Source organism: Rhodosalinus sediminis (genome assembly GCF_003385555.1).
In the GTDB taxonomy this organism is placed as follows: Bacteria; Pseudomonadota; Alphaproteobacteria; order Rhodobacterales; family Rhodobacteraceae; genus Rhodosalinus; species Rhodosalinus sediminis.
Window position 1 is genome coordinate 1 of record NZ_QOHR01000024.1, and the last position, 15,827, is coordinate 15,827.

17 protein-coding genes and 1 tRNA gene are annotated in these 15,827 nt (G+C 72.2%); 13 read left to right on the forward strand and 5 right to left on the reverse strand.

The window, feature by feature from the left end; all coding sequences use genetic code 11:
• Positions 1 to 320: 320 nt before the first annotated feature.
• A complete protein-coding gene (locus DRV84_RS13110) occupies positions 321 to 740 on the reverse strand; it encodes an Hsp20/alpha crystallin family protein (RefSeq protein ID WP_115981460.1) in 420 nt (139 codons plus the stop codon).
• A 145-nt stretch (positions 741 to 885) separates the two neighbouring features.
• Here DRV84_RS13110 and dtd point away from each other — a divergent pair, with 145 nt between their 5' ends.
• The 4 genes from dtd (at position 886) to recJ (ending at position 5,037) form a co-directional block, all read left to right on the forward strand.
• On the forward strand, positions 886 to 1,323 hold the full coding sequence (dtd, locus tag DRV84_RS13115) for a D-aminoacyl-tRNA deacylase (protein ID WP_115981462.1): 438 nt from the start codon (positions 886 to 888) through the stop codon (positions 1,321 to 1,323).
• Between the two features lie 71 nt (positions 1,324 to 1,394).
• Complete coding sequence (locus tag DRV84_RS13120; RefSeq protein WP_115981464.1) at positions 1,395 to 1,904, forward strand: flavin reductase family protein; 510 nt, start codon at positions 1,395 to 1,397, stop codon at positions 1,902 to 1,904.
• 341 nt (positions 1,905 to 2,245) lie between these two features.
• Complete coding sequence (gene glpX, locus DRV84_RS13125) at positions 2,246 to 3,214, forward strand: class II fructose-bisphosphatase (RefSeq protein ID WP_115981466.1); 969 nt, start codon at positions 2,246 to 2,248, stop codon at positions 3,212 to 3,214.
• 68 nt (positions 3,215 to 3,282) lie between these two features.
• On the forward strand, positions 3,283 to 5,037 hold the full coding sequence (gene recJ, locus DRV84_RS13130; protein WP_115981468.1) for a single-stranded-DNA-specific exonuclease RecJ: 1,755 nt from the start codon (positions 3,283 to 3,285) through the stop codon (positions 5,035 to 5,037).
• Positions 5,038 to 5,184: 147 nt separating this feature from the next.
• On the opposite strand, the gene DRV84_RS13135 is transcribed toward recJ, so the two are convergent.
• The 3 genes from DRV84_RS13135 to DRV84_RS13145 are packed head-to-tail and all read right to left on the reverse strand — an operon-like array spanning position 5,185 to position 7,114.
• The gene (locus DRV84_RS13135; protein ID WP_115981470.1) at positions 5,185 to 5,664 is read right to left on the reverse strand and encodes a DUF2948 family protein; all 480 of its coding nucleotides are present in this window, start codon (positions 5,662 to 5,664) and stop codon (positions 5,185 to 5,187) included.
• A complete protein-coding gene (gene murA / locus DRV84_RS13140) occupies positions 5,661 to 6,929 on the reverse strand; it encodes a UDP-N-acetylglucosamine 1-carboxyvinyltransferase (protein ID WP_115981472.1) in 1,269 nt (422 codons plus the stop codon). The genes DRV84_RS13135 and murA overlap by 4 nt, the downstream gene beginning before the upstream one ends.
• Positions 6,930 to 6,931: 2 nt before the next feature.
• Positions 6,932 to 7,114, reverse strand: coding sequence for a hypothetical protein (locus tag DRV84_RS13145; RefSeq protein ID WP_115981474.1), 183 nt, complete (start codon positions 7,112 to 7,114; stop codon positions 6,932 to 6,934).
• 103 nt (positions 7,115 to 7,217) lie between these two features.
• Between DRV84_RS13145 and DRV84_RS13150 the strand changes: the two genes are divergently transcribed.
• From DRV84_RS13150 to DRV84_RS13170, 5 genes are all read left to right on the forward strand, one after another.
• A tRNA-Thr gene (locus DRV84_RS13150) sits at positions 7,218 to 7,292 on the forward strand.
• A 567-nt stretch (positions 7,293 to 7,859) separates the two neighbouring features.
• A complete protein-coding gene (locus DRV84_RS13155) occupies positions 7,860 to 9,299 on the forward strand; it encodes an NAD-dependent succinate-semialdehyde dehydrogenase (protein WP_115981477.1) in 1,440 nt (479 codons plus the stop codon).
• Positions 9,300 to 9,682: 383 nt separating this feature from the next.
• Entirely contained in the window at positions 9,683 to 9,889 is a 207-nt protein-coding gene (locus DRV84_RS13160; RefSeq protein ID WP_115981479.1) for a cold-shock protein, read from the forward strand.
• Between the two features lie 135 nt (positions 9,890 to 10,024).
• Positions 10,025 to 10,339: a divalent-cation tolerance protein CutA gene (gene cutA, locus DRV84_RS13165; RefSeq protein ID WP_115981481.1), complete on the forward strand. Its 315-nt coding sequence runs from the start codon at positions 10,025 to 10,027 to the stop codon at positions 10,337 to 10,339.
• Positions 10,340 to 10,434: 95 nt separating this feature from the next.
• Positions 10,435 to 10,998: a L,D-transpeptidase gene (locus tag DRV84_RS13170; protein ID WP_192881427.1), complete on the forward strand. Its 564-nt coding sequence runs from the start codon at positions 10,435 to 10,437 to the stop codon at positions 10,996 to 10,998.
• Between the two features lie 33 nt (positions 10,999 to 11,031).
• Here the strand turns inward: DRV84_RS13170 and DRV84_RS13175 are convergent, their stop codons facing one another.
• Positions 11,032 to 11,466 carry a thioredoxin domain-containing protein gene (locus DRV84_RS13175; RefSeq protein WP_115981484.1) on the reverse strand — a complete coding sequence of 145 codons (435 nt, stop codon included), beginning with the start codon at positions 11,464 to 11,466 and terminating at the stop codon, positions 11,032 to 11,034.
• 224 nt (positions 11,467 to 11,690) lie between these two features.
• Between DRV84_RS13175 and DRV84_RS13180 the strand changes: the two genes are divergently transcribed.
• Genes DRV84_RS13180 through DRV84_RS13195 form a run of 4 tightly spaced genes read left to right on the forward strand, consistent with a single transcriptional unit; the run spans position 11,691 to position 15,786 of the window.
• Positions 11,691 to 12,452: an ABC transporter ATP-binding protein gene (locus DRV84_RS13180; RefSeq protein ID WP_115981486.1), complete on the forward strand. Its 762-nt coding sequence runs from the start codon at positions 11,691 to 11,693 to the stop codon at positions 12,450 to 12,452.
• 10 nt (positions 12,453 to 12,462) lie between these two features.
• Positions 12,463 to 13,467 carry a branched-chain amino acid ABC transporter permease gene (locus tag DRV84_RS13185; RefSeq protein ID WP_115981488.1) on the forward strand — a complete coding sequence of 335 codons (1,005 nt, stop codon included), beginning with the start codon at positions 12,463 to 12,465 and terminating at the stop codon, positions 13,465 to 13,467.
• Complete coding sequence (locus DRV84_RS13190) at positions 13,464 to 14,531, forward strand: branched-chain amino acid ABC transporter permease (RefSeq protein WP_115981490.1); 1,068 nt, start codon at positions 13,464 to 13,466, stop codon at positions 14,529 to 14,531. Before DRV84_RS13185 ends, DRV84_RS13190 begins: the two co-directional genes overlap by 4 nt.
• A gap of 49 nt (positions 14,532 to 14,580) precedes the next feature.
• Positions 14,581 to 15,786: an ABC transporter substrate-binding protein gene (locus DRV84_RS13195; RefSeq protein ID WP_239995073.1), complete on the forward strand. Its 1,206-nt coding sequence runs from the start codon at positions 14,581 to 14,583 to the stop codon at positions 15,784 to 15,786.
• Positions 15,787 to 15,827: the final 41 nt, after the last annotated feature.

A 15,827-nucleotide genomic window follows, 5' to 3' on the forward strand; every position in this document is an offset into this window, starting at 1 on the left:
CCCATCACCCATTTTCGAGCATAGCTCCCGGAAAGCCCACAAAGGCCGCCATCGTCGCATTCGTCGGGAAAACAAAACAGCGCCCAGCTCTGTTTTCTGATCCGCCTCATTGCGCAAGCTTCTCGAAACCGCCAACGCGCTCGTTAAAGCAGACCACCTCTGGGTCGAGAAAACACATTGACCGAGACGGATACTCACACCGCGATCCTAGGGTCTAACGTGCGAGCGCGACACTGCGAGTTCGTACCGGCCTGCGGCTCGCCAAAGCTTCTCTTGGCGGGCCGCAGAACCAGAGAGACGAGCGCGCACGCCCCGCGGCCTCAGCCCTTGCGGATGGCGACCTTTTTCTTGCCGCCGTCGGGCTCTGACTGCCTGCGCGGCACGGTGATCGTGAGCACGCCGTCCTTCATGTGGCCCTCCACCTTGTCCTGCTCGGCATCCGCGGGCAGGCGGAAGGAGCGCGTGAAGCTGCCGTACTGGCGCTCGGTGAAGAACCAGGTGTCCCCGCTTTCCTCGCGCTCCGAGGACTTCTCGCCGCTCACGGTGACGACGCCGGCGTCCACGTTCACCTCGATGTCGTCCTCGGAGACCCCGGGCAGTTCCATCGTGATCGTGTAGGCGCTCTCCCCGCCCGAGGCGTCGGAGGCCGGCGCGAGCATTTCCGCCACGCGCGCGCCGAGGTTTCGGAACGGGTCGTAGAGCGCGGGCCAGAGGCTCGAAGGAGTCGACTTCTCGACCATGGCGAATCTCCCGTCTTTCGATTGCGAACGCCCTCAGTCTGCCGGCGCCGCGCGAAATGTGATTGACGCGGATCAACCTCTCCCGCCCATCTTGCATCCCCCGACGCCACGGGGCACCGTCCCGCCCGCGGACGAGAGGCGGGACATGCGGGCACTGGTGCAACGGGTGAGCGAGGCGCGGGTGAGCGTCGGGGGCGCGGTTCTGGGCGAGATCGGGCCCGGCCTGCTCGTGCTCGTCTGCGCAATGCAGGGCGACACCGAGGCCGAGGCCGAGAAGCTCGCCGCGAAGATCGCGCGGCTCCGGATCTTCGCCGACGCGGCGGGCCGCATGAACCGCGCGCTCCGCGACACCGGCGGCGCGGCATTGGTGGTCAGCCAGTTCACGCTCGCCGCCGACACGGCGCGCGGCAACCGCCCCGGCTTCTCCGCCGCCGCCGACCCGGCCGAGGGCGAACGCCTCTACGAGCACGCCGCCGCCGCCCTCGCCCGCGAGGGGGTGCCGGTGGCCACCGGCCGCTTCGGCGCCGACATGCAGGTCGCCCTCGTCAACGACGGGCCGGTGACGATCTGGCTCGACGTCTGATCAGGGGCTTGGCCCGCGACGACGGGAGGCTATCTGTCCGAGCGATCACGACAGACGGAGGCAGGCGGGGCATGCCCGACACCGCGACGCAAGAGACTTTCGTCCCCGGCCCGGGACAGGAACGCGCCCTGCGCGACGCGCTGGGGCGCTTCGGCACCGGGGTCACGGTCGTCACCTGCGCCACGGCCACGGGGCCGCTCGGCATCACCGCCAACAGCTTCGCGAGCGTGTCGCTCGACCCGCCGCTCGTGCTCTGGTCGCCGGCCCGGAATTCGGGGCGCTTCCCCTTCTACGCCGCCGCCCGGCATTTCGCGATCCACGTCATGGGCGCCGAACAGTTCGAGGTCTGCCGCGGCTTCGCGCGCTCCGGCGACGCCTTCGACGGCCTCGCCTGGCACGCGAACGCCGAGGGCGTGCCCGTGATCGACGGCTGCCTCGCCCGCTTCGAGTGCGAAAAGACCTCCGAGCACGACGGCGGAGACCACCTGATCGTGGTCGCCCGCGTCCTGCGCGCCGAAGCCCGCGAGGGCGCGCCGCTCCTCTTCTATGGCGGCCGCTACGGAGGCTTCGCCGAGGGCTGACCCGCCGCAGCGGCATCGAACCGGACACGCCTTCGGCGTGACGCGCTCCGGCATGTCGTTCCGGCGAGGGGCGCTGCCCCTCGCGCTCCCCGGAGTATTTGGGCCAAGATGATGGGGCTGGTCGGAAGGATGCCCATCATGTTGGTCGAAATACTCCGGGGGTGAATTGGCCGTCAGGCCAAGAGGGGGCAGCGCCCCCTCGACGCCGCCGACCCGGGCGCAACGCCGCCCTCGGGCGCGCCGTCCCTTTCCCTCTCGAGGATCGGCGTCCGATCGCTTGTCAGCCCTCGCGGCGGCGGCTACACCGCCGGACACATTTCGATAACCGACGGGACAGCGACATGACCGCCCTCGATTTCGACGACCGCACGCTTTCGCTCGGGCTCGCGCGGGTGGCCGAGCAGGCGGCGCTCGCCTCGGCCCGCCTCGTCGGCCGCGGCGACGAGAAGGCCGCCGATCAGGCCGCCGTCAACGCGATGCGCGACCAGCTCAACAGCCTCGACATCTCGGGCGTCGTCGTCATCGGCGAGGGCGAGCGCGACGAGGCGCCGATGCTCTACATCGGCGAGGAGGTGGGCAAGGGCACCGGGCCGGCGGTGGACATCGCCCTCGACCCGCTGGAGGGTACGACGCTCACCGCCAAGGACATGCCCAACGCGCTGACCGTCATCGCCATGGGCCCGCGCGGCACGCTCCTGCACGCGCCCGACGTCTACATGGACAAGCTCGCCATCGGACCGGGCTATCCCGAGGGGATCGTCGATCTCGACATGCCGCCGGCGACGCGGGTCTCGGCGCTCGCCACGGCCAAGGGCTGCGACCCCTCCGACATCACCGTCTGCATCCTCGAGCGGCCGCGCCACGAGGCGATGATCGCCGAGGTGCGCGCCACCGGCGCCGCCATCCGGCTCATCACCGACGGCGACGTGGCCGGCGTCATGCACTGCGCCGAGCCGGAAGTCACCGGCATCGACATGTACATGGGCCGCGGCGGCGCGCCGGAAGGCGTGCTCGCCGCCGCCGCGCTCAAGTGCATGGGCGGGCAGATCCAGGGCCAGCTCACCTTCCGCAACGACGACGAGCGCGCGCGCGCGGCGAAGGCCGGTCTCGCGGATCTCGACCGAGTCTACACCCGCGACGACATGGCCGGCGGCGACGTGATCTTCGCCGCGACGGGCGTGACCGGCGGATCGCTCCTGCCGGGGATCAAGCGCGAGCCCGGCTGGCTCACCACCGAGACGATCCTCATGCGCTCCAAGACCGGCTCGGTGCGCCGGATGCGCTACAAGACGCCGGCGCCGCGGGGCTGAACGCCGCGCCCGGCACCCGGGCCGCAACAGGAAGGACGGGGCGCCCCGCCGCGCCCCGCGCGAGGGATTTGGACGACGCGCGCGCTTATCTCGGGGTCGAGGCGTCGCTGACGGGACGGCGCTGGCGCGGCCCGTCGGCCGAGACCGCGCGCGCCGCGGAGGCGCTCGCGCAGGCGAGCGCCCGCCCCCTGCCCCTCTGCGCCGTGCTCGCACGCGCCGGCGTCGCGCCGGAGGAGGCGGAGGCCTATCTCGCGCCGAAGCTGCGCGATCTCCTGCCCGACCCGCGCAGCCTCCACGACATGGAGCGCGCCGCGGCGCGGTTCCTCGAGGCGGTGCACCGGGGCGAGCGCATCGCCGTCTTCGCCGACTACGACGTGGACGGCGGCGCGAGCGCGGCGCTCCTTCTCGACTGGTTGCGCCACGCGGGGCGCGAGGCCACGCTCTACGTCCCCGACCGCATCGACGAGGGCTACGGCCCGAACGTCCCCGCCATGCGCAAGCTGGCCACTGCGCACGACCTGATCCTCTGCGTGGACTGCGGCACCCTCAGCCACGCGCCCGTCGCCGCGGCCGAGGGCGCGGACGTGGTGATCCTCGACCACCACCTCGCCGGCGAGACCCTGCCCGAGGCGCACGCCGTGGTGAACCCCAACCGGCAGGACGAGGCCGGCGACCTCGGCCACCTCTGCGCCGCTGCGGTCGTCTTTCTCATGCTCGTCGAGGCCGGGCGACAGCTGCGCGGGACGGGCCGCGCGGGGCCCGACCTGATGGCGATGCTCGATCTGGTGGCGCTGGCCACCGTCGCCGACGTGGCGCCGCTGCGCGGCGTGAACCGGGCGCTGGTGCGCGCGGGCCTCAACCGCATGCGCGCGCGCGAGCGCCCGGGCCTCGTCGCCCTCGCCGACGTCGCGCGGCTGTCGCGGCCGCCCGATTCCGGGGCGCTCGGCTTCGCGCTCGGGCCGCGGGTGAACGCGGGCGGTCGCGTCGGGCAGGCCGACCTCGGCGCGCGCCTCCTGGCCACGAACGACCCGGCGGAGGCCGAGGCCCTCGCCGCGCGGCTCGACGCGCTGAACGAGGAGCGCCGCGCGATCGAGGCGGCGGTCCGCGACGCCGCGCTCGCGCAGGCCGAGGCGCGCGGGCTCGACGCGCCGCTCGTCTGGGCCGCGGGCGAGGGCTGGCACCCCGGCGTCGTCGGCATCGTCGCGTCGCGCCTGAAGGAAATGACCAACCGCCCCTCCGTGGTGATCGGCCTCGACGGGACGGAGGGCAAGGGCTCGGGCCGCTCGGTCGCGGGCGTGGATCTCGGCGCCGCCGTCCAGCGCCTCGCCGGCGAGGGGCTCCTGATCAAGGGCGGGGGGCACAGGATGGCCGCCGGCCTGACCGTCGCGGGGGACCGGCTGGAGGAGGCCATGGCCCGGCTCTCCGAGCTGCTCGCCCGGCAGGGCGCGGGCGCCGAGCGCGCCGCCGCGCTCAAGCTCGACGCGATGCTGATGCCACGCGCCGCGACGCCCGAGCTCGTCGAGGCGCTGGAGGCGGCGGGTCCCTACGGCGCCGGCGCGCCCGCGCCGCGCTTCGCCTTCCCGTCGCTCGCGGTGCGCCACGCCCGGCGCGTGGGCGAGTCCCACCTCAAGCTCGAGCTCGACGACGGCGAGGGCGGACGAATCGGCGCCATCGCCTTCGGCGCCTTCGACGGCCCCCTCGGCCCCCGCCTCGAGCCGCACGGCGGCGCGCGCTTCCACGTCGCCGGGCGGCTGGAGCTCAACCACTGGCAGGGCCGCACCCGCGTCGAACTCCGCCTCGACGACGCCGCCGAGGCGCGCTGAGCGCCGGTGCCGCCGCCTCCCTCAACCGCACCGTCCGCAGGATCGGCCCGGGCGCGCGCCCCGCCCATCATCTTGGCAGAAATACTCCGGGGGTGAATTGGCCGCGAGGCCAAGAGGGGGCAGCGCCCCCTCCCGCCGCCGGCCGCCTCAGGCGCCGTGGTCGGGGGCCTTGCCCGAGGGCGCCGCATAGGGCCGGGTGACGTCGCGCAGCCGCACCTCGAGCGCCTCCACCTCGACCCGGATCGCCCCATCGCCGGCGAGCACGAGGGTGAGCGCGCCGGGCCCCTCGGGCGGCCCCTCGTAGTCGAGCGCGAGCAGCGACAGGACCGTGTCGGGATCGCCGCGATCCACCCCGAGGCTCGCGACGCGCTCCGCATGCTCGACGACGAGGAGCGCGCGGGTCCGCTCGAAGGGGCGGCCGCGCGCCTCGGCTGCCGCGCGATCCTCCCAGCGGAAGCGGTTGAGCAGCACGGCGAAGCGGCGCCGGCGCGGCTCCCAGCGCGTCTCGGTCGCCGGAAAGACCGCGTCCTGCGCGAGCGCGGAGATCACCTTCAGGTCGTCGGCGTCCACCGCGCCGAGGTCGATCGGCCGGTCCCGGCCATCGGCGTAGCGCGCGTCCTCGCTCATTCGCTCACCCGCTCGATCCGCGCGCCGATCGCCGAGAGCTTCGCCTCCACGTCCTCGTAGCCGCGGTCGAGGTGATAGACCCGGTTCACCCGCGTCTCGCCCTCCGCGGCGAGCGCGGCGAGGATGAGGGAAACGCTCGCGCGCAGGTCGGTCGCCATGACCGGCGCGCCCTTGAGCCGCTCGACGCCCGTCACCGTCGCCGTGCCGCCCTGCACCTCGATCCGCGCGCCCATGCGCATGAGCTCGGGCGCGTGCATGAAGCGGTTCTCGAAGATGCGCTCCTCGAGCACGCTCACCCCGTCGGCGAGACAGAGGAGCGCCATCATCTGCGCCTGCAGGTCGGTCGGAAAGCCCGGGTAGGGCGCCGTGGCGACGTCGACGGCGCGGATGCGCCCCTCGCCGCGCGCGACGGCGATGCCGCCCGCGGTCTCGCGCAGCGTGACGCCGGCGGCGTCCAGCGTCTCGGCGAAGCCCGGCAGCAGCTCGAGCCCGCCGCCGAGGCACTCCACCTCGCCGCCGCAGATCGCCGGGGCGAGCATGTAGGTGCCGAGCTCGATGCGGTCGGCCACCACGCGATGCGTCGCGCCGCCGAGGCGCTCGACGCCCTCGACCTCGATGCGGTTCGTGCCCTCGCCGGCGATGCGCGCGCCCATGGCGCGCAGGCACCGCGCGAGATCCACGATCTCGGGCTCGCAGGCGGCGTTCTCGATCACGCTCGTCCCGCGCGCGAGCGTCGCGGCCATGAGCGCGTTCTCGGTCGCGCCGACCGAGACGAAGGGAAATTCGATCCGCCCGCCCCGGAGCCCGCCCGTCGGCGCGCTAGCGTGCACGTAGCCCTCGGCGAGCTCCATCTCCGCGCCGAGCGCCTCGAGCGCGCGCAGGTGCAGGTCCACGGGCCGCGCGCCGATCGCGCAGCCGCCGGGGAGCGAGACGACCGCCGCCCCCTCCCGCGCGAGCAGCGGCCCGAGCACGAGGATCGAGGCGCGCATCTTCCGCACGATGTCGTAATGCGCCACGTGGCCCGTCAGCCCGTGCCCCGAGAGGGCGAGCACGCGCCCCCCCTGCAGCGGCGCCGCTTCGCAGCCGAGCGAGGCGAGCAGCGCGCTCATCGTCCGGATGTCCGAGAGCCGCGGCGCGTTGGTCAGCGTCAGCGGCTCCTCGGTCAGCAGGGCGGCCGGCATCAGCGCCAGACAGGCGTTCTTGGCCCCGGCGATGGGGACCTGGCCCGAAAGCGGGCCGTTGCCCGTGACCACGATGGAATCCATTGTCACTCGTCTCGTTCGCCGGACGTATCCGCCCCGGCACCGCCGTCGTCGTCCGGACCCGCGGCGCGCGCCCGCGCCTGCGCCTTGCGCCGCGCGAGGTTGGCCTTCAGCGCGTCCGACAACCGCGCCTTGCGCGCATCCCCGGCCTGCGGCCGCGGGCGCTGATCCTTGGATCGACCGCTCATGCACGCCCCTTACAGCACCCGCCGCCGACGGTCCAGATTGCGCTTGCGCGTGCAGTCCGAAGTGGCTAGGACGCGCCCGTCACCGGCCGACGGGCCGGCGCGGGCTGCCGTAGCTCAGGGGTAGAGCACTCCCTTGGTAAGGGAGAGGCCGAGAGTTCGAATCTCTCCGGCAGCACCATTAACTTTCGCAAATTGCTGGCGCGTGCGGCAGGGCGCCCGGCCTCGCGGCGGCGTGAGGGTCTTACAGGCGGGCGACAGGACCTTCGCGCCTCGCCGCAGCGCAGGCGGCGCGGTCGTGGCAGGGTGCGCCTCTCGCCAAACGCTCAGGTCCGGCGCCGTGGGCGGCCGTCCGGTGTCTTGCGCGGTGCGTACGCCCCTTCCGCCATGCCGGTCCGTGTCGGGGGCCGCCGAAGGTCCGCGGCGCGACGCGGTCGGTTCGATCAGGGGCGCGTCCTCAGGAGCCAAGGTGGTCGCGCCCGCCCGGGCGCGGGTGCTCGCCGCGAAGTGCAGGTTGTCGGCCAAGTCCGTCGGTCGCGCCCGCCCGGGCGCGGGCGCTCGCAAATCCCGGGGCAATCGCGTCAACGGCGCCGCGCGCGGCGGACGTCGAGCGAGGGCTGCGGCGCGGCCCAGAGATCCGATCGCCCCGCGCGGCGCCGCTTGCCCGGGCGCGCCCCCTGCGACATCGTGCGTCCGCTGCGCGCATCTGCTACGCACGCCGACGAGATTGTGCGCGAGGGAGGCGAGGATGAGTTACGACGAACCGCTCGAACTGCTGATCGGGGGCGAGTTCCGGGCCGGCTCCGAGGGAGCGAGCGAGCCGGTGATCGACCCGGCGACGGACGAGGTGCTGGCCCATGTGCCGCACGCCTCGACCGCCGATCTCGACGCCGCGCTCGAGGCGAGCCGGCGCGGCTTCGAGGTCTGGCGCGCGACGCCCGCGCTCGAGCGCCAGAAGGTGATGGAGCGCGCCGCGCGCCTGCTGGAGGAGGACAAGGAGCGCATCGCGCGCAACCTGACGCTCGAGATGGGCAAGCCGGTGGGCGAGGCGCGGCTCGAGCTCGGTTTCGCCATCGACGTGCTGCGATGGTACGGCGAGGAGGGCAAGCGCGCCTACGGCCGCACCGTGCCCGCGCGCGCTCCCGGCATGCGTCAGGAAGTCCGGAAGGAGCCGGTGGGCCCCGCGCTCGCCTTCGTGGCCTGGAACTTCCCGGCGGTGAACGTCATGCGCAAGGTGGCCGGCGCGCTCGGCGCGGGCTGTTCGCTCGTCATCAAGCCGAGCGAGGAGACGCCGGCCACCGCCGTCGCCATCGCCCGCGCGCTGCAGGAGGCCGGGCTGCCCGAGGGCGTGCTCAACGTGGTCTTCGGCGTGCCCGCGGAGGTCTCGTCGCATCTGATCGCCTCGCCGATCCCCAAGAAGATCTCCTTCACCGGCAGCGTCGAGGTGGGCAAGCACCTGCAGCGCCTCGCCGCCGACACGCTGAAGCGCTGCACGATGGAGCTCGGCGGGCACGCGCCGGTGATGGTCTTCGCCGACACCGACGTCGAGAAGGTGGCGAAGATGACCGCCGCGGGGAAGTTCCGCAACGGCGGGCAGGTCTGCGTCTCGCCCACGCGCTTTCTGGTGGAGGACGCGGCCTACGACCGCTTCACGCAGGCCTTCGCCGAGGCGGCGAAGGGCGTTCAGGTGGGCCACGGCCTCGAGGACGGCACCGTCATGGGCCCGCTCATCGGCCGCCGCCGGATCGAGGTGATGGAGGGCTTCGTCGAGGACGCGACCGCGGCCGGGGCGCAGCTTCTGGCCGGGGGCGAGCGCATCGGCAATCAGGGCGCCTTCTTCGCGCCCACTGTCCTCGGCGAGGTGCCGCGCGAGGCGCGCGTGATGAACGAGGAGCCCTTCGGCCCGGTCGCGCCGGTGGCGCGCATGGCCTCGCTCGACGACATGCTGGAGGAGGCGAACCGGCTGCCCTTCGGGCTGGCGGCCTACGCCTTCACCTCCGACCGCAAGACCGCCGGTGCGCTCCGCGAGGGCGTGGAGGCGGGGATGCTGGCGCTCAACTCGCTCCTCGTCTCGACGCCCGAGACGCCCTTCGGCGGGATCAACGACAGCGGCTACGGCTCCGAGGGCGGCATCGAGGGGCTGGAGGCCTTCCAGCGCACCCGCTTCCTCACCGACACGGACCTCTGAGCGGGGCGCGGGCGGGGGCGGCCCCTGCCCGCGCAGGCGCCCGGGCCGCGCGCCTGCCCGGCCCGGATCGGCGTCACGCGGCGCCGGGGTCGCAAGGCGCGGGCGCATCGCGTGCCCGGGCCGCGGCCCCGAGTCCGGAACCGTGCGGGTCGATCAGGGGACGAAGGCAGGCGCGGCGAGCGTCGGTCGCCGGGAGTTGACGCGGATCGGCCGTCGCGCCCCGATTTCCCTTGCTCCCCCGGCACGAAGCTGTCATCAGGGATGGCTAACGTTTTTCCTCTCGACCAGCTGTCTCCCTTACCGGCGCTCAGTTCATCGTTACGGACCGACTGACGCCAAGCTGCCGCATGTCGCGGGCAGCGCCAAGCAAGGAGACCACGGACATGGCCAATGGCACCGTGAAATGGTTCAACGCCACCAAAGGCTTCGGTTTCATTCAGCCCGAGACGGGCGGCAAGGACGTCTTCGTCCACATCTCGGCCGTCGAGCGGGCGGGCATGACCGGCCTCGCCGATGACCAGAAGGTGACCTACGACCTCGAGACCGGCCGCGACGGCCGCGAGTCGGCGGGCAACCTCGCCCTCGCCTGATCCGGGCCGACCGGACGACAGGGGCGCGGCGGAGCGATCCGTCGCGCCCTTTTTCGTCGCCTCACGGTCGCCACGGGGCCCCTGCCCTGGACGCGACGGCTTGCGCTCCGCCCGCCCGATGCGGAGACTGTGCCCATGTCGATGACCGCGATCCTCACCAACTGCCCCGACGAGGCCGCCGCCGACGCGATCGCCGAGGGGCTGATCCTCGCCCGGCTCGCCGCCTGCGCGAACCGCTACGCCCCGATCCGCTCGCTCTATCACTGGCAGGGCACGGTCGCGCAGGAGAGCGAGGTGCCGCTCCTGCTCAAGACCCGCCCCGAGCTCGCCGACCGGGCGGAGGCCGAGATCCGGCGGCTGCACCCCTATGACTGCCCGCCCATCCTGCGCATCGCGATGGAGGCGAATGCGGATTTCCTCGACTGGATCCGCGCGGAGACCTCGGGCTGACGCGACGGCCGGGCGGGATCCGCGCCGCGCCGGCAGACATTGAGTCCCGGCAGGGAGGCCGCAGACCGCCCGCCGCCACGGACCGGAGGCCCGCCATGATCGACCGCCGCACCCTTCTCGCCGCCGCCGCAGGGGCCGCCGCCCTGCCGGGGGCCGCGCTGGCGCAGGGCGTCGACTTGCCGCCGCGGCTGCGCCCGCAGCGGGTCGCCATGCGCCCCCCGCGCGCGGCGCCCTCGCTGATCGTTCTGCCGCGGAGCCATTTCCTCTATTTCGTGGACCGCCCCGGCGAAGCGCTGCGCTACGGCGTGGGCGTCGGCCGCGCGGGGCTCGGCTTCACCGGCGACGCGGTGATCGGGGCCAAGAAGGAATGGCCCTCCTGGCGGCCCACCGACGAGATGATCGCGCGCAGCCCGGAGGAATACGCCCGCTTCGAGGGGACCGATTACGTGCAGCCCGGCGGGCCGGGCAATCCGCTCGGCGCGCGGGCGCTCTATCTCTTCCAGGACGGGCGCGACACCTATTACCGGATCCACGGCACCAACGCGCCCTCGAGCATCGGGCGCTCGGTCTCGAGCGGCTGCATCCGGATGCTGAACGAGCATGTGATCGGCCTCTACGCGCGGGTGCCCCTCGGCACGCCCGTCACGGTCATGGCCTGACCCGCCCGCCTGCGCCGGGCGCGGGCGCCCGCCTCAGCCGAGGCGCGCGGCCCAGCTCTCGATGTCGCCGGCCCGCATCGCGCCGCTCTGGCGCGCGCGCTCGCGCCCGCCGCTCCAGGCCACCATCGTCGGGATGCCGCGGATGCCGTGTTTCGCGCCCGCGTCGGGAAAGTCCTGCGTGTTGAGCTTCACGAGGCGCGCGCGGCCCGCGAGCGCGCGGGCGGCCTTGTCGTATTCGGGCGCCATCATCCGGCAGGGGCCGCACCAGGGCGCCCAGAAATCGGCGACGAGCGGCACCTCGTCGGTGCGCGCGGCCTTGGCGAGGGTCTTCGCGTCGACCTCGACCGGCTTCGCGGGCAGGAGCGCCGCCCCGCAGGTCCCGCATTTCGGCCGCGCGCCCAGCCGCTCGGCCGGCACGCGGTTCACCTGACCGCAGTCGAGACAGGTGATCTTCTTCGCCGCGCTCATGGCGTCTCTCCGCTCCGACACATTCCATTTTCGATATATGGAGGCCGGCGCGCCCGGCGCAAGCGCGGCGTGACGCAGCGGCACGACGAAAAACTTTTGCGCGGCCGGGATCGTCGGCTAGGCTATTGACGTCGGGGCGGCGCAGGGAGGAGGCGCCACCCCGGGCAGAGGGAGGACCGGAGCCGGGCGAAAGACCCGGCCCGGACAGGGAGCGTACCGTCATCATGCTGAGCGTCAGCGACCTGCACCTGTCCTTCGGCGGCATCAAGGCGCTGCAGGGGGTGAGCTTCGAGGCGGCGCCGGGCGAGATCACCGGCGTCATCGGCCCGAACGGGGCCGGCAAGACGAGCCTCTTCAACGCGATCTCGGGATTCTACACGCCCGACCGGGGGCGCGTCGCCTTCGACGGGCGCGACATCACCGGGCTCTCGCCGGACCGGCGCGCGGGGCTCGGGATGGCGCGCACCTTCCAGAACATCGCGCTCTTCCGCGGCATGACCGTGCTCGACAACATCAAGCTCGGCGGGCACACACGGCTTTCGGCCAACGTGTGGCAGGCGCTCGCCTATTTCGGCCCGGCGCGGCGCGAGGAGCTCGCCTTCCGCGCCGAGATCGAGGAGCGGGTGATCGACTTTCTCGAGATCGACCACATCCGCAAGGCGCCGATCACCGCCCTGCCCTACGGCCTGCAGAAGCGGGTGGAGCTCGGCCGCGCGCTCGCCATGCAGCCGAAGGTCCTGATGCTGGACGAGCCGGTCGCCGGGATGAACCGCGAGGAGACCGCCGACATGGCGCGCTTCATCCTCGACGTACAGGAAGAGTTCGGCACCACGATCCTGCTCGTCGAGCACGACATGGGGCTGGTGATGGACATCTGCGCGCACATCGTCGTGCTCAATTTCGGCCAGCAGATCGCCGCCGGAACGCCCGCAGAGGTCGCGCGCGACGACGAGGTGATCGAGGCCTATCTGGGCGCGGCCGCCTGAGGGGAGAGAGATGGGGCAGTTCCTGCAGTTCGCGATCAACGGGCTGATGTCGGGGGCGATCTACGCGCTGATCGCGGTGGGCATCGTCTCGGTCTTCAAGGCGACCAAGGTCGTCAACTTCGCCCACGGCTACGTCATCATGGTGGGCGCCTATTTCTACTACACCTTCGCCGTGCTGATCCCCGGGGCCGAGTGGGCGCCCAACTGGCTCGCCGCGTGGCAGCCCGGCTGGCTCGTGGAGATGCGCGAGGGTCTGCCGATGTTCTCGCCCATGGGCGCGGTGCTCGACTGGGTGCAGAACCTGCCGCGCATCGCCCTCGGGCTCGCGGGGGCGGTGCTCGCCAACGCGGCGCTGGGGCTCGTGATCGAGCGGACCCTGATGCGCCCGCTGATGGGGCAGTCGGTCTTCGCCATGATCATGATCACCGTCGGGCTGATCTCCATCCTCGCGGGGGCGGTGCAGCTCGTCTGGACGGCGGACGCGGATTTCGTCCCCCACATCGCGCCCAACACGCCGGTGCGCTTCGACGTGGGCGAGACGACGATCTTCCTCTTCGGCGCGGATATCGTGAACATGGTCGTCGCGCTCCTGATCTTCGCCGCGATCGTGGCGATGGTGCGCTTCACCAAGTCGGGCGTCGCGATCCGCGCCACGGCCGAGGACCAGTCGACCGCCTATTCCATGGGCATCTCGGTGCCGAAGGTCTTTTCGCGCGCCTGGATGCTCGCCGCGGCGACGGGCGCGGTCGCGGGCGCGATCCTCGCCACGCGGAACGGCATCTCGCCCTCGCTCGGGCTCTTCGGCTTCTCGGTGCTGGCGATCGTGCTGATGGGCGGGCTCGACAGTTACGTGGGCGTCCTGATCGCGGCGCTCGCGGTGGGCGTGCTCGAGGCGATGACCCAATGGCAGCTCGGCGGCGACTGGGCCGAGATCGTGCCTTACGTCGCCGTGCTGATCGTGATCCTGATCCGGCCGCACGGCCTCTTCGGGCAGAAGGAGGTCGAGCGGATATGATCACCGGCAACCTCAAGGCCTCCTACGCCGCCGACGAACAGGTCTTCGACAACCGCAACAAGCGCGCCTTTCTCTACGCCGCGCTCCTCGGTCTGGCCGCGCTCGCCGGGTTCGCCGACGACTACGTGATCCTCGTCGCCTGCCAGATGGGCATCCTCCTGATCGCCGTGGTGGGGGTGAACGTCGTCACCGGCTACACCGGGCTCATCTCGCTCGGGCACGCGGCCTTCGTGGCGGTGGGCGCCTATACGGTCACGATCTTTCACGAGGCCTTCGCGGGGGCGATCCCCGAGGGGCTCAGGGCGCTGATCGCGATTCCCGTCGCGATGGCGGTGAGCGCGCTCGTCGGAATAATCGTCGGGCTGCCCTCGCTCCGGGTGAAGGGGCTCTACCTCGCCGTGGCGACGCTCTCGGCGAACTTCATCGTGATCTTCCTGATCGAGCAGGAGGTCTTCGCCCCCTGGACCGGCGGCATGGTGGGCATCGACACGCCGGCGCCCGATTTCCTCGGCTGGACGCTCGACACCAAGCGCGAGATGTTCGTGCTGATCGCGGCGCTCGGGGTGCTCACGCTGCTGGCCGTGCAGAACCTCTTTCGCACGCGGGTGGGCCGGGCCTTCATCGCGATCCGCGACCGCGATTATTCGGCCGAGATCATGGGCATCTCGCTCCTGCGGACCAAGCTGACGAGCTTCGCGATCTCGGCGGCGCTCTGCGGGCTCTCGGGGGCGCTCTTCGCCTATTTCTACGCCCGAATCCTGCCCGAGCAGTTCGAGCTCGCGCTCTCGCTCGAGCTCGTGGCGGCGATGATCGTGGGCGGCATGGGGCGCACGATGGGGCCGGTCTTCGGCGTGGCCGTGATCGTCATGGTCCCCGAGGTCATCAAGTCGATCTTCGGCGTGGCCACCGGCGGCGAGGCGGGCGTAGCGCAACTGCTCGCGCCGCTGCAGGAGATCGCCTTCGGCCTGCTGATCGTGCTGTTCCTGCTCTTCGAGCCGTTGGGGCTCAACCACATGGCCGACCGGGCGCTGCGCGCGCTGAACCGGTGGCCCTTCGCCCGCTGAGCGCGGGCCAACGACAAGACACCGCGACACGACCTAGGGAGAGAGACGCATGACACTGACGAGACGCAGCTTCCTCGCCACCGGCGCCGCCGCCTCCGCGGCGATCGGCGCGCCGATGGTCCTTCGCGCGCAGCCCTCGGAATACGTCTTCGGCGCGTCGCTGCCGATGACCGGCCCCTTCGCGACCGCCGGCCAGCTCGTGGCGCCGACGCTCAAGATGTTCGAGGATCTCGCGAACGAGGACGGCGGCATCGGCGGCGTGCCGATCCGCACCACGGCGGAGGATTCGGGCTACATCCCCCAGAACGCGCTCGCCAACTACCAGCGCGCGCTCGCCACCGAGGAGAACCTCGTCTTCTACTACGGCGATTCCACGGGCTTCATGAAGCTCGTCGCGCCCGAGCTCCGGGGCGAGAACGCGCGGCTGATGGGCTCGACCTCCTTCGCCTCCGAGCTCGCCGACCCGGAGAAGAACCCCTACCAGTATCTCGCCGGGCCGTCCTACGAGGACCAGTTCGACATCCTGCTCGAGAATATCGCCGCCGAGGGCGGCACGACGGTCGCCTTCGTCTACTCCAACACCGAGTTCGGCCGCGACCCGCTGGAGCGCGGCCGCGCCAAGGCCGCGGAACTCGGCATCGAGGTGGTGCTCGAGGAGAGCACCAAGGCGCAGGGCGCCGACATCCCGACCCATGTCACCAAGCTCGCGCAGGCGAACGCGGAATACTGCATCCTGCAGGGCTACGTCACCGGCGTCTGGCCGCAGCTCATCGGCGGCGCGCGGCAGTTCGGCCTGCCGACGAAGTTCATGGGCACCTTCTGGGGCATGGAAAAGCTGATCGCGGACCGGGTCACGGCCGAGGCCGGCCCGTTCCTCGACGGCTACCTCGGCGTCATGCCCTATCGCTATTCCTACGACGCCGAGACCGCGCCGCGCTACGCGCGCTACGCCGAATACCAGAAGGCGAACTTCGCAGGCACGCCGCTCGAGACCTATCTGCCGACCTGGGGGCTGCAGTCGCTCTGCGCGATGGAGCTCGGCCTCACCGCGCTGCGCCGGGTCCACGAAGAGGGCAAGGAGCTGACCGCCGACAACGCCGCCGAGGCGCTGGCCTCCATTCAGGACTGGGACTCGGGCGGCTTCTTCGGCGTGCCGGTCAGCATGGAGGGCAACAAGATCGGCACCGGCCGGGTCTATCGCTACGCGGCCGAGACCAATCTCTACACCCCCGCCTCGGACTGGTTCACCGTCTGAGCCGGGAAGGCCCGGGCCGGCCCGGCCCGGGCCTGCCTCCG